The sequence below is a fragment of the Aporhodopirellula aestuarii genome, assembly GCF_023701485.1.
GTDB classification, from domain to species: domain Bacteria; phylum Planctomycetota; class Planctomycetia; order Pirellulales; family Pirellulaceae; genus Rhodopirellula; species Rhodopirellula aestuarii.
Genome location: NZ_JAMQBK010000113.1, coordinates 1 through 13,265, shown reverse-complemented (window position 1 = coordinate 13,265; position 13,265 = coordinate 1). Strand labels below are relative to the sequence as shown.

Here is a 13,265-nt window from a genome sequence, read left to right as displayed (position 1 = left end):
GCGCCGTTCCGCTAAAAAGGGCACTAAAACAATCAGCGGCGTCGCCGCGTTAAAGCAAATTAATTGGAGCGGCGCTTGGTCGGAGGACGCTTCGGACGGACAGCGAGGACAGCTTGTCCGCCGGCTGTTGTGCTTGACTGGTTAATGTCGGTCTCTGCGACAATCACATTGATTTCCGTAATGCGATTTCCTTCGGTCGCAACACGGGCGGATAGCGGTGATTGCATGTTCTGAAACACCCGATGCTTTAGGCCACCTGCCAATTCGGCTCCCACCCGAAATTCAGAGGTGCGTCGCTCCCGCATCGCTGAGGTGATCTTCACATCGCGGTTCACGCTGATGATGGTCGGTTGTGGCGTTGCGGTTCCCTGGCTGCGTCCACGTCCGCGTCGGGTTTGCACGGAAGGTCCGTTCTCAGTGGCACCACCGCGCATGCCACGCCCCGCTCCTCCATCGTCCTTGACAACAGCGATTTGGTTGCCGCTGACTCGCTGAATCTTGACAAACGTCTCTTCCGCCTGTGCGAGTGAGGGTATCGAGATCAAAATCACGATGAGAATAATTGCTTTCATTCGATTCTCTACGATGTGGAGTCATTGATTCGAAGTCGGAAAGTTCGTGTCTGCCAGTGTTCGTACATGGTGGCGAAGATTGCCCGGAAAAATTTGACAAATCACAAAAAACGGCGATTGGTGCGTCCAATCCGCGGTCCACTGTAAGATTACGAGTAGAGAACGGCGTGACCCAGCACTATTAAAAGGCCACTTTGGAGGATGCTCTTTTGAGCCGAGACGACATTCAGCAGGATTCAGACGATGAAGCCGCCTTTGTGGCGCTGCTGATGCAGCATCGTCATCGGCTGTATGCTTTTCTCACCAAGCAATTGGTGAACCCGACGGACGTTGAGGATGTGTTTCAGAAGACCAGCATCGTCCTTTGGAAAAAGATGGCGGAGTTTGATCCTCAAGGAAGTTTCTTCCACTGGGCGTGCGGAATTGCGTTCAATGAAGTCCGCAATTTCCTAACGGTCCAGCGCCGCAGTCGTCTGCAGTTTGACGTCGAACTGGTTGAGTTGTTGGCGCAGGAAGCCGCCGCAGAAGACACGCTATCGGAATCACGCCTTGATGCCTTGCGGCAATGCATGACTCAGCTCTCAGGCAGACAGCAAGCTATTTTGCAGCGATGCTATCATGGGTCAGAATCCATCACTGACGTGGCCGAAAAACTCGGTCGGGAACGAATGGCACTCTACAAGCAACTCGCCCGTCTGCGCGAAAAACTGCTCGATTGCATCCGCATCAGGCTGGCGAAGGAGGGAGTATCGTCATGAGTGATGAGACGCTCCTGCGACAGCTCAACAGTTTGATCAACGGCACGATCAACGACGAGGAACATCGAGTTCTTCAAGATCGATTGAAATCCGATCCGTCTGCTAGGACGTTGTATCGCGAACGGATGGACTTGGAGGCAAGTCTGAGGACATGGGCGGCTGATGACGCCGTTGTCTCGCGAGCAAGTGCGACTGTGGACATTGCGAATGGAAGCCGCCGAACGTCGCAGTGGTCGTGGAGCGTTGTGCTGACTGCTCTTGCGGTCAGTGTGCTATTAGCATTCACTTGGTGGCAGTGGCAACCAACCACTCCACAAAACCAATTGGCGATTGGCCATTCGCCCGCTGACATTGAGACCGTTCTGTCAGGCGAGTTGGTCGGTCGCATCGTGCAACAATCCGACTGTCGCTGGAAGTCAGTTCCTGATGTGCACAATGGGCGATTCTCGCCGGGAGCATTGGAACTGGTGTCGGGTGCTGCTGAATTACGTTTTGATTCGGGAACCAATGTCGTTCTTGAAAGTCCGTGTGAAATCATCATCGAATCGGCTGATTCGGCACGGCTACTTGCGGGGACAGTGTTTGTCGATGTGACGGAGGTTTCCAACGGTTTTCTGCTTGAAACTCCTGAGTCTCAGATTGTCGATGACGGGACTCAGTACGCGGTCTCGCTCGGCTCCGACGCAACCGAAGTGCATGTATTCGACGGCAGTGTGATCTGGACTCCGACGAGTGTCTCCAACCCGATTGAAGAACGCATTTCCACCGGTGAGGCCCGCCGCTATTTGCGAACGGAGCCAAGTCGGTCGCATCGCATCCCGTTCGGACAAAGGAAATTTGTTCGTACGATCGAAGCAGATGTACTTGAGGCGAGTGGCGGAGAATTAATTGCCTACGATGGCTTTGAGAACCTGGCCGGTCAGCTACGCCGGGGGCGGAGTGGATTTGGTTGGGCGGGTGGCTGGCAGTTGACTGGACGCGGACGTGGTCCACTCGCTGATGTGGTTGACGCTCCTGACGATCTCGTATTCGGCTTCGATCGAACCGGCCGTAGGCTCTTGTCGGCTGGCGATGGAAACGAATTGAGGAGGGATTTTAAAGAGCCGATTTCGCTGCATGCAGATGACACGTTTTTCATGAGCCTGCTCGCCAGTCGCCAAGCGAAGGATGCGGAGGCCGATCAAGTCAAGAGCGGAACATCGCTGCAGATTTCGCTTGAACCGGAATCGAACTCCCCAAGATATACACGGCGTCATTCCGTATCGTTCGGTTTCACATCAGATGGCGCGTCGTTTGTGAACAACGCCGGAAAGATTGATGAGACCGCCTCGGCTTTCACCGAAGGTGAAACGTTCCTGATCGTTTTCAAGTACACAGCGACTGACCGCATTGGCACGGCCGTCGTCCGTGTTTATCAACCGGACGCCAAGATCGACGAAACCGAACCACAAGTCTGGACCGTGAGCGGCAGCCCATCCATTCGTCCTCAAGAATTCGTCGCGATTCGGATTACACCCGGACAAAATGCCACGTGGCAGATCGACGAACTGAGAATGGGAACGTCATGGTCGTCAGTCACCGGGGCATATTTCGGAGTACCGTCTGAATGACGAGCCCGACTCGCGTTGGCTTGAAACTATCCGAACCAAAAGAAATTCGTCCACCACAATTTTGGTTCGGACAACCATCAGGGGCATTGAGAATATTCGGATCTAAACCAAACTGCCTCCTCAAAGCAATAAGCGACGCAACGCTCAACCAAAAAACGACTTGTGATCGAGGGTAAACGGTTCGGAATGTGACCAGACTTGGCCAAGCTCCCCGTGTAGGACTCGATCCGTGCCCAGGATTTGGCGAAGACTATCGGCGATTGGGCATTGACCTATGCAAGTTTTGCGACGCTGAACCGGATTCCGAAAGTAATGGACGCTTTCGGTAGCGTTTCAATCGGGTTTAGATCTCCGCTGATCTTCTAACATTGTCATCTCGATGCAGATCGTATGCAGTTGCGATCAAGGCAATGCCTATTCGAGATGTGTCCATTTGACTTCCGTTGTGGTCGACACCGACAAATGGTATCGCAATCGATCCGGGGACTATCGCGTCTGCGCACAACCCGACTGTATCGTTGATTCCATACTGGCGCAACTCCTTGAATTCACATCGTTGCGACTTGGCAATTGTTGATTCAAACGCTATCGGAACCGTGCACATGACCCGTATGCTTGCTGGGATACTCGCTCTCTTGGCGATTGGCCTCATCACTTCCGGTGACATTTCTCTTACGTCGTCCAGGCTGCCAATCCTTTTCAACTTGAGGACCGTCGAAGTAACGACTGACTGAGGAAACCTCGTGGCCCTTGCCGCCAGATGACTTCCGCTCGGAATACCCGATACACTGATCCAAGTATGTAAGTTGCTTGGCGTTCCGCAGCCATTCAACTTTGTTAATGCTGCTTGCACCTCAGCGGTTCCACGGCTCAACGAAAGTATTGCGAAGGGTTCACCGTATCCGGAAACCTCTTCTATCGCCCTGGCAATCTTGGAAACGTTGCAGTCGAACCCACCAAGTTCGTCAGTGGCTACGAAATGCAGTTGAATTCCAATTGCTGAGCAGGTGCTGCTAAAATTGGAAATCGCGTTTCGCACCGTTACGTTTTCACTGTAAAACGCTCCTGGTACAAAGAGGATCCGAGGTGCTGAATCAAAGTAGCGAATTGAGCTACCCTGACCGCCCGCGAGCGAATAGCACTCGTCCAACTCGGCTAAACGTCGGTTATACGTGGGATAGAAGCGGGGCTCCTGACTGCGGACTCTATCGGCAAGCACGTCACCAAGAATGGCGGCACCCAGGTCATAGTCGTTCCCGTACAACCGGCTGTTGAGGGACGATCGAGTCTCCAACGCGTCGCTCAAGCTCGTTCGAATCAGCGAAATTCGATCGTCGAGCTTCGGATTGGAGCGTATTCCCTTCCGATACTGTTCCAAGTAGTACTTTGCGGATTCCGTCGCATGTTTTCCGTCGATGAACACCGAACCGACGGAAGCCCTCACGTGAGTGCGTTCGCGTTTGATCAATTGCCGAGTGCAGGAAGCGTTCAGACAGAGAGCCAGAACAGCAAGGCTCAGAGTAGACATTCTCACATGGGGGAGGTTCGTGAACAAAGACGCCCCTCGCTTGCTGTTACGGATTCTCAGTGAGAAGGGTTTCACGGCAGGCAACGAATCACGCTCTCGACGCCTTTTTTACACCACTTGAGTAGATTCGGTGCGAAAAACGTCGATCTTTAGGGAAAGATTCGGTTCACGCAAAGAATTCTCGTCGTATGGGATGTTCCGGCTTACACGGAAGCGCCAGCCTTTTATTTCTGAGCAGTCTGATTGCAATTGGATTGCAACTCGAATGGGCAGGGCTACCGGTAATTCGACGAGGAATGGAGACGTTCGACGTTGTATCGTTGAAAACTTAGTCAGGGCGAATTGCTCGTCGGTTGTACCGGGACACACTACGGCGACCAGCTTAGTGAGATCTTCTGCTCGGAAAGCGTCCAGAGTTTGGCGGCCGCTTCCCGATCCAAGACGCAATCGTCCAATGGGCACTCGTCGATGGGCCCGACCGTCTGCGCTCTTTTTGTAGGACCATAAAGCTTTTCAGGCTCCACGTAATCTTCTGTTGCGCACATCACTTCAGGCCAGGAACCTTTTTCGGCGGATTGTGCGATCATTCGAGACAGTATCGACCAGACAATCTTGTTGAAGGTGCTCGCCGTGTCTTTCAGCAGATTGGTGCGTGACGCGCCGGGGTGGCAGACCTGAACCGTGACGTTCTTTCCGGCAGCTTCGACGCGACGCTGCAATTCGTAGGCGAACATCATCTGAGCCAGTTTGCTCTGGGCGTATGAATTCCATGCGGTGTAGTTGTTGTCGAAGTTGAGGTCGTCAAACTGAATTCGCTTCAGCCCCATCTTGTAGGCGTTGCTACCGACAACCACGATCCGCCCCGCGGACTCTTCGATCCGATCGAAGAGCAATCCACAAAGCAGGAAATGACCGAAGTGGTTCACACCAAGCTGGCTTTCAAAGCCGGCCACAGTAATCTCCTGCTTGGCAACCTGCGCAATGGCGGCGTTGCAGATGATCGCGTCGATATGAGAGACCTGATCCATTATCTCGACAGCCGCTTCCCGCACGGAATTCAACACCGCTAAGTCCATGTGCAGGAATGTCACGTCAGCCTCACTGCCGAATTCCTGCTTCAGTGTCGCGATGGCGGCGGCTGACTTGTCGGCGCTACGGTTCAACATCACCACTCTTGCGCCCTTGGACAGGAACACTCGTGTTGCTTCAAATCCCGCGCCATTGTTGGCACCAGTGATGACATACGTTTTGCCTGCCAGGGAGCCGATCCGTTCCGGCGTCCAGCCCTCTGGTCCAAATTGCTTTTTCGTATTAGCCGTCATCTGTTACTCCCTTAGCTCGCGAGCGACGGTCAGGTAGTAGTTGCGAGCGGTTGCGTTAACCATGTTGCTGGTGAGCTTGGTTAAGGCGTCGGCTTTGATTTGCTTCGCGTTCTTGTCGTCGGGGTTGATCGCAAGTAAGTGATCGGCAAGTTGCGCAGCCCATTGGTTATCATCCGCGGCCAGTGCTTCGCGGGCGGATTGCAATAGCTTCTTCGCTCCGCCAGCCAACTTTGCGACCCGCTCGGCTTCTGCCTTGGGCGGGAGGGGAAACAAATTCGATGGATTGCCGTCGAACCAGCCGAGGTAGTAGTTGAACGTCGTGCGGACGCCCCAGTCCGGATGTCCGTAGAACGGTTGCAAATATTCTTTGCCCGCGAGCTCCTCAGGAAGTTGTACATACTCGACCAACTCGTCCGGAGTTAGCCCTTTGTTGATTCCTTCCACCGTTTTGTCGTGGATGAACCGCACCGCGTCGCGGTAATCGTTCAGCACTTGCTTGACTTGTTCTGCTCCGAGAATCGGATTGGTGTGACCGCCGACTAAGGCAACGGCATCGATGTCGGCCATCTTGCCGAGGCTTTCGGCCCACAGCCGAGTGCTGCGATTGGGGGTGCCGCGAATCGCGTACAGGTTTGGAAACGATCGATAAAAATTGTCGCCCGCGAATAGAACTTTGCCCGCCGGATACCAGACGAACAATTCATCGTTGGTCTCGCCCGGTGCGGCAACGAGTTCGATTTCCACTCCGCCTACGTTGATTGATTTGCGGTCGCCGCCGAGAAAATGAGTCGGCACCGTTTCTCTGCCAGATGAAAAGACGGCTCCACCGCGTTTTGGGTACCGGGCCGGTGCGACGCCATTGTTAATCCTCTGCTCAGGCGGCAGCTTGAATCCGGCTTGCCTCGCGCCGCGAACGTTTTGAAACGTCAGCCCGCCGGCTTTCCAGGGACCGGCTTCGCTGCCAAAGTTCTCGTGAGCCCAAATTTGCGGTCGCTCGTCACCGAGAAACGCCGCCGCGCCACCGGTGTGATCGCCGTGGGCGTGGGTGAAGATGATTGCCTTGACTGGTTTGTCACTGAGCTTACGGAATTCATCCATGATGCGAGTGCCATCATCAACCGACATGCCGGTGTCGATGATGACCAGTCCATCATCGCCTTCGATCATCGAAACGTTGGCGGGGCTAAAACCGACGGCAACGTGGACTTTGTCAGCGACTTTGACGACTTGTTCTTGGAATTGGGTGCTCTGGTTTCGCAGTCGCTCAGTCGCGATGGTCGCTTCCTGAGCAACGCCGGCGCTGACGCCCGACAGCACAAGGCAAAGAGAGAAGATGATCTTGTTCATAAGACTATTCCTAATTCATGGAGTAAATTTCTTAGCGGAACGGTGCGAGCCGTCCAGTGTCACGATACCGGACGGCTCTCGCCCTACCGCTACAAGCTTTTTGCCAACAAGTTCTTCTGCATCTTTCGCAGAACGTTTTGCGTCGCTTCCAGTTCCGACTTCGCGATGCCCTGGAGCGTGGATTTACGCACGTCGTCCAACAGAGGCAGGACGGTTTGAAGTTTCTGCTCGCCGCGGCGTGTCAATCCGACCAACACGATCCGAGCGTCTTCACTTGATTCGCTCCTTTCGACAAACTTCTTTTCAACCAGTCGATCCAATTGACGTTTGACCGTCGTGGGATCACGAATCATCAACGATGCCAATTCGTTCATGCTGAGTGGCTCGCCTGCGTCCGACAAAGTGATCAGTGTCTGCGTTTCCTCTGGAGAAAACGGCCAACCGGCACTCTTGAGCACTGCAGCCATTCCCGAACGTATCAGGTAGGCGACCCGCCCGATCGCAAAACCGGGCGAGGATTCTGAGTCAAAGTGCATGTTCCGCTCCAGAAGAGTCCTGAATCGAAGCCGTCGCAGTCTCAGCACAATTTTGGGGCCCAGCAAAGATCGGGCGATACCAGTCGAAGTAGCAGTAAATCAGCAGAGCACAGGCTGCGAAATCGGGAAGCCCAATGACGAGGTATTGATGGGCAAAGAAGATCACGTACAGCAAAATATTGAACGCGTAGGGTAGCGACATCAGAATCGCGAGTGGTGCTGTCCGCGGGAAGAACATCAGCCCGCCAGCGACCGTCTTGAGAAAACCGACCCAAAAGATCAGGTAACCGGTTTTCTCAATCGCGAGCATGAATTGATCGAGTTCGCTTGGCGGATCGCCAACTGGATACCCATTCACGCCAAAGCCCATCGTCATGATCCCGGTGCCGAACAGGAAGAGTGCGAAGAGTATCCGCACGACGAAGGCGAGACGTGGAAGTCAAACGCTGCGTTTTTCAAAAGAAGGCATGTTTGTTCATCGAGTTCGCGTTTTTAGCGGTACGGCGCCAGCCCTCCGGTGCCACGCAGTAAACCATATCCATTACCGGAGGGATCGCGCCCTCCCGCTACAAAATCAAGCTACGACTAAGAATTCGTCGTCTTAACCCGATCATATGGCTGTATCGTACAGCTATCGGCTGGCGAGTCAATACTTTTGGAGGAAATAACGGATCCTGACTCACTCGCTCCAGTATTTCGGATGGTCTAAAGCATGTGAGCAGCGAACGGTTCCCTGGCAATTCTCAATCGTTCCGGGCGTCAGTTCCGTCACCATCCACGCGTCTGCGTTTTGAGGTGGGATCGGGTAGGTTGCTTGGAGACCCTGGATGCCTGCGGGCTTGAACCCGAATCGCGAGTAGTAGTCGGGATAGCCGAGAACGAAGACGAGGTCGACGCCGAGTTCCTCCAACTGACGTAACCCCGCTTGAATCAAACGCCCGCCGATTCCCTGGCGATGTCGATTTTGCACAACCGCCAGCGGTGCGAGAATCCTTACACTGACTTGGCGATGTTCCGGTTCAATTGTGGCGGAAGTAAAGAGAAGATGCCCGACGAGTTCGCCGTCCGTTTCAGCGACGAGTGATAGCATTGGTTCGCCGGAAGCGTCATCGAGCATTTCATCGACGAGCTTAGCGATCACTTCGCCCCCCTCGACGCCAAAGGCGTTCCTGTGGATCGCCAGAATCGAATCACGATCCCGGTCAGTGGCGTTGCGAATTCTGACTTTGTCTTGCGTCATGGTTAGCGGGCCAATAGCACGGGAATGTAACTTCCGTCGTCTGTGACGTTGATGCGGGTTTGGGGTCACGCAGGGACAGTTTGCGACTCACTGATACCCGACTGTTTAAGTTTATGATCCATGGGGGAGCCGTTGGCGGCTCGGGCTGATTGTTGATCAGTCTGCCGCTGGTTTGATTCTATCTCACATCACTGATTGTGGCCGAACGCTCTGCGGTCGGCATTCACTCCGGCCACGGAGTGTCCGGCCACGCTACGGAGGTCACCCGGCCGGACGCAAAGCCTGCCGCCGACCAAAACGAGGAGGAAGGCAGGAGTCTGAAGACGGGAGAAAAACCTACAGTCTCACAACTGAAGTCTTCAGCCTGACATGGGAGCGTTTCCACACGGGAGGCGATTCGAACGGTGAAGGGTGAAAGCAGAATTGAATTTGACTGGTCGAAAGTTGCAGGGCTTCCATGTTTGCCATGGTTCGACAAGAACCACTCGGCAATTCTGCTTGCTACAACCGAGCACCGCCTTGCAGTTTGAACAAAACGGAATGAACCAGTTGATGAGTTTCTTCAGCGTTTGAGGATTCGTTAAGTAACGCAGCAACTTGCGCCCAATCGCCACTTTTTGTATACAGGGGAATCAGTGCCTCTCGCCGCTTTTTTGCGTTGCGAATTGAAGACGCTTTTTCGATTGCGGCAGCGAGTCCCGGGGTCTCGATAAGTTGATTAGCGGCTTTGAGCGAACCTTGACGAAACCCCCGATGCTTCTCCTTCGTCCCCGCTTCAACCGCGAATCCCAGTAACTCGACGGCTGCTTCCGGGCTTTCGACTTCAGCGAGTACTTCGGCAAACGACGTCAGGGCACCTGAAGTGGCAAACCCACCACTCAGCCCTGGCCACTTCGGAAGTTCGCGTAGTGCTCGCTTCAGCAGTTTCGCGGCCGTCTCTGAATTGCCAGTCTGGACGAAATACCAAAGTTGTGAGCAAATTTCATCGACCGGAAAATGAACATTCGGATCGTCATCGATTTTGAGTTCTTTTAGCCTCCGCAGAATCAGCTTTTCCGCTCGGGCGTCCGCAATAGCCACTAATCCCATCGCTGAGAGGCTTCCCGTACCAAGGTCGCTGGTGTATTGGTTGCGGTCAATCCAACTCACGTACTTGGCTATTTCCTCGTCCTTGCCAAGTTGATGGAAAGCTTTGATTGCACTCAGAATCAATCCGCGTTCAACGATGAAGTCATCGACTTCAGGGATCAGCTTGGTCACACGACGGACCGACGCCAACGCTTTCGAATGATCACCGTCGAGAAACGACAGCCGGAATTGATGACGGTATTTGCCGAGTTGATGTCGCTCGTCCAAGTCGCTCGGTTCATCGGAGAGCCCGTTGAGAACACGAAAGTTTTCGGTGAAGCGTGTTAGGAGCTTCCGCTTGTTGGGACGTGCCTCTGGCAAGCGAGCTTCGACGGCGGCTAAATACTTTTTAGCACGCTTCAGGTTGGGGATCTCCAAGCAGATCTCGGACGCCACTAAGGAGAGTCTGACGAAAGATTCAGCATCCGTGGGTTCCAGTAGCGAGAGAAGCTTTTCTAACCGCCGGAGTGCCAGCGTTTCGAACCCGCATTCCGCCAGCTGCCGTAGACGCACGCTCGCACTGACTGCGGATCGAGATGGATTTGCAACCTGCTCGCAAGTATCGAGATAGCACTCAAGCCAAGGCTTCAAAGCACCACTACGAGGCCACTTCTTGCGTGTTGACTTCGTGCGATCGCGTGACGCCTTTTTTGACTTCGCCATGACGTGTTATCTCGTTTGTGTGCACTCAACGGAGTTTGTGAGCATTGGATGAGAATAGATATTCTACATTGTGCTGTGGCGTGCGTGGACGAGTCGAGATGGAACGCTCGATTCAACTTCAGCATTCGCTTTTAAGCGAACCTTCAAAGTCTCCCAGGGTCACTAGCCTCGTCAACTAACACATGAAATTGGTTGAGCAGACAATATCCTGAGATTCGATCTGCATGGGACATTGATGGTGTTGGTGGTGCTTTTAGCAGAACGACGCAAGCCGTCCGCTCCCGCCTTACCGGACGGCTTGCGCCGTTCCGCTACTTTTGCAATCCGGCAGTAGTTTAATCGACGTCCCTATCGCCGATCCAAAGCTGGTCTGCATCGACATCCAACCCTACGGAACCAGCCAGGCAGCTGGGCCGGCAACGAGGCGAGACGATAACAGCATGTTGAACATCGGCGGCTTCAGTGACGCGGTGTTCAACGTCGTCTCATCGTTCCTAAAAAACGACGCATCCTTCTTCGTCCGCGAAGTCGAATCTGTCGAACTGTAAATTGAAAGACGAACGAAACCGAAACGCCCGCGGAGGAACAATCTGCCGCGTGCGTTTTTTAATGTCCTGCGATGATAACCACTTCTGAGTAACTGACTTGCAATGTACGGTAATGTGCCGTACGATAGAAGTCTGTCTGAGGAGATAAAACATGGCGAATGCGGAAACCAAGTCAGCACGAATCGAAACTCGCGTATCGGCTGAACAAAAAGAGATGATCGAACGGGCGGCTGCTTACGTGGGCCGAACGGTCTCCGAGTTTGTGCTTGGCAATGTTGAGCAAGCTGCCAAGGCGGTGATCGACGAGCATGAAAAAATGAAACTCGATCGGCAACAAAGCAAAGCTCTCGTTGAGTCGCTTCTCGCACCTGTTTCACCCAACAAAACGCTGCGTTCCGCTGCGCGAGATCATCGCAAACGGGTGACGAGTCGGTGAGCGATCAACCGGCGCGTGATTTCATCTGCGAAACTCTCGCGAAACGCCACGATCGAAAGCAATTCACCTGTGGCGTCGAAGCTCTCGACAATTACTTGCGACAGACCGCCAGTCAGGATGTCAAACGCAAGACAGCGGCCGTCTTCGTGATGGTGCCAGAAGATGAACCGAAACGGATCGCTGGTTTCTACACACTGTGTGCGACTTCGGTGGAACTCACTGGGCTGCCCATCGAGATAGCAAAACGTTTGCCGCGATATCCTCAGGTTCCGGGTATCCTGATGGGTCGGTTAGCTCGCGATGAAAGTTTTCCAGGCATTGGAAGGTTGCTGCTCGCCGACGCTCTTTCACGCTGCGTCCGATCTGCCGACGACATTGCCGCGGCGCTGATTGTTGTCGACGCGAAAGATGCCGCCGCCGTTGCGTTCTATCAAAAGTTTGGATTCTTACTGCTTCCAAAATGGAAGTCGCGACTATTTCTGCCCATGGCAACCGCATCCAAGCTCTGACGAGGTAAAGCGGCTATAGCGACGCTGTTGTAGCGTGGGATAAGCATCTTGCTTGGCAAATTCGCCAGGCTAGAAGTCGAAGCTCACAACGAAACGCCCGTGGAGGAGCAATCCCCGACGGGCGTTTTTTAAAGTCCGGAAAACACGATTAATCACCGCCAATCAGCTTTTCAAAACGTAGTGGACGAGGCAACGAATCCCAAAGCGAAACTTCCCCGGTTCACTGGACTCGTTGCCTCGTCCACTGCGGAAAGAGCCAACGCACGACAGGGGCGGTCTTCGTCGTGGTGCCAGAAGTCGAACCAAAACGGATCGCCGGTTTCTAAACGCTGTGTGCACCCTCGATCGAACGGAGTGAGCCTCCCACAGAGTTAGCAAAACGCCCGCCACGATGCGCTCACTGCCAGTCGTCTGAAATGCGCTCTCTTCTTCTGCACGTCACCAATGATCCCAATATTTCCGGCGACACGTACTGCGTGACGAAATCAACGTGTCCATCCGCAAAAACCATGACCAAACCGCCCGGGTGGAATGCAAACGGTTCATTGTTGTTGGTGCAGTTAATGATGCACATTCCGACTTCGCACGAGGTGCCAGCCCTATTGAAACCATTAGGCGCTGCCCATGATTGACTGTCTGCCCAGGCGGCACCCACAACGACGCCACCGGATATGCTTGGGTTGCCGCACCTTGGGCTTACGTTCGTAGGACCGAGACGTCCTGCGATGTAGTGGTCGGGGCGTCCTGCCACCTCGTAGGCCAGAATGGATTGGCTCAGACCGTCTCGCACGTGATCGATACGCAAGGCCTTATCTGGATTTAACACTGCACAGAAAGCCTCCCGGGTATATGGAAAATCGTAAAGGAAGGACTGACCGTACCCTTTGAGGACTGATGTTTGGGAGAGGTTGCCAGGCGAGGTGTAGTCTCCCGTCGAAGCCGTCAAACGACCTCGGAGAGATACCTCACGGTCCTCAGCAACAGGTGCCGAAGGGCAATGCATAAAGGGAAGGAAGGCGTTGACCGCCTCTTGGTTGTTCGGGTGATTCCCAGGGCAATCGCACGTTC

12 protein-coding genes are annotated in these 13,265 nt (G+C 54.0%); 4 read left to right on the top strand and 8 right to left on the bottom strand.

From position 1 onward, the window contains the following. Positions 1–59: 59 nt before the first annotated feature. Positions 60–572 carry a hypothetical protein gene (locus tag NB063_RS30335; RefSeq protein ID WP_250933256.1) on the bottom strand — a complete coding sequence of 171 codons (513 nt, stop codon included), beginning with the start codon at positions 570–572 and terminating at the stop codon, positions 60–62. A 209-nt stretch (positions 573–781) separates the two neighbouring features. Between NB063_RS30335 and NB063_RS30330 the strand changes: the two genes are divergently transcribed. Further along, positions 782–1,330: a sigma-70 family RNA polymerase sigma factor gene (locus NB063_RS30330; protein ID WP_250933254.1), complete on the top strand. Its 549-nt coding sequence runs from the start codon at positions 782–784 to the stop codon at positions 1,328–1,330. Further along, a complete protein-coding gene (locus NB063_RS30325; protein ID WP_250933252.1) occupies positions 1,327–2,940 on the top strand; it encodes a FecR family protein in 1,614 nt (537 codons plus the stop codon). Before NB063_RS30330 ends, NB063_RS30325 begins: the two co-directional genes overlap by 4 nt. 1,896 nt (positions 2,941–4,836) lie before the next feature. Here NB063_RS30325 and NB063_RS30320 read toward each other — a convergent pair. The 6 genes from NB063_RS30320 to NB063_RS30295 form a co-directional block, all read right to left on the bottom strand. Beyond that, positions 4,837–5,790: an SDR family oxidoreductase gene (locus NB063_RS30320; protein WP_250933249.1), complete on the bottom strand. Its 954-nt coding sequence runs from the start codon at positions 5,788–5,790 to the stop codon at positions 4,837–4,839. A 3-nt stretch (positions 5,791–5,793) separates the two neighbouring features. Next, positions 5,794–7,137 carry an alkyl/aryl-sulfatase gene (locus tag NB063_RS30315; protein ID WP_250933247.1) on the bottom strand — a complete coding sequence of 448 codons (1,344 nt, stop codon included), beginning with the start codon at positions 7,135–7,137 and terminating at the stop codon, positions 5,794–5,796. Positions 7,138–7,226: 89 nt separating this feature from the next. Next, positions 7,227–7,673 carry a MarR family winged helix-turn-helix transcriptional regulator gene (locus NB063_RS30310; protein ID WP_250933244.1) on the bottom strand — a complete coding sequence of 149 codons (447 nt, stop codon included), beginning with the start codon at positions 7,671–7,673 and terminating at the stop codon, positions 7,227–7,229. Further along, on the bottom strand, positions 7,663–8,091 hold the full coding sequence (locus NB063_RS30305; RefSeq protein WP_250933242.1) for a hypothetical protein: 429 nt from the start codon (positions 8,089–8,091) through the stop codon (positions 7,663–7,665). The genes NB063_RS30310 and NB063_RS30305 overlap by 11 nt, the downstream gene beginning before the upstream one ends. Positions 8,092–8,352: 261 nt before the next feature. Beyond that, the gene (locus NB063_RS30300; protein WP_250933240.1) at positions 8,353–8,913 is read right to left on the bottom strand and encodes a GNAT family N-acetyltransferase; all 561 of its coding nucleotides are present in this window, start codon (positions 8,911–8,913) and stop codon (positions 8,353–8,355) included. Between the two features lie 501 nt (positions 8,914–9,414). Beyond that, positions 9,415–10,704: a hypothetical protein gene (locus NB063_RS30295; RefSeq protein WP_250933238.1), complete on the bottom strand. Its 1,290-nt coding sequence runs from the start codon at positions 10,702–10,704 to the stop codon at positions 9,415–9,417. A 699-nt stretch (positions 10,705–11,403) separates the two neighbouring features. On the opposite strand from NB063_RS30295, the gene NB063_RS30290 reads away from it, so the two are divergent. Continuing rightward, positions 11,404–11,688: a type II toxin-antitoxin system TacA family antitoxin gene (locus NB063_RS30290; protein WP_250933236.1), complete on the top strand. Its 285-nt coding sequence runs from the start codon at positions 11,404–11,406 to the stop codon at positions 11,686–11,688. Continuing rightward, positions 11,685–12,197: a GNAT family N-acetyltransferase gene (locus NB063_RS30285; RefSeq protein WP_250933234.1), complete on the top strand. Its 513-nt coding sequence runs from the start codon at positions 11,685–11,687 to the stop codon at positions 12,195–12,197. The genes NB063_RS30290 and NB063_RS30285 overlap by 4 nt, the downstream gene beginning before the upstream one ends. A gap of 397 nt (positions 12,198–12,594) precedes the next feature. Here NB063_RS30285 and NB063_RS30280 read toward each other — a convergent pair. Continuing rightward, positions 12,595–13,265 (bottom strand): DUF1559 family PulG-like putative transporter (locus NB063_RS30280; RefSeq protein ID WP_250933232.1); only part of this gene is annotated, 671 nt, incomplete at its 5' end.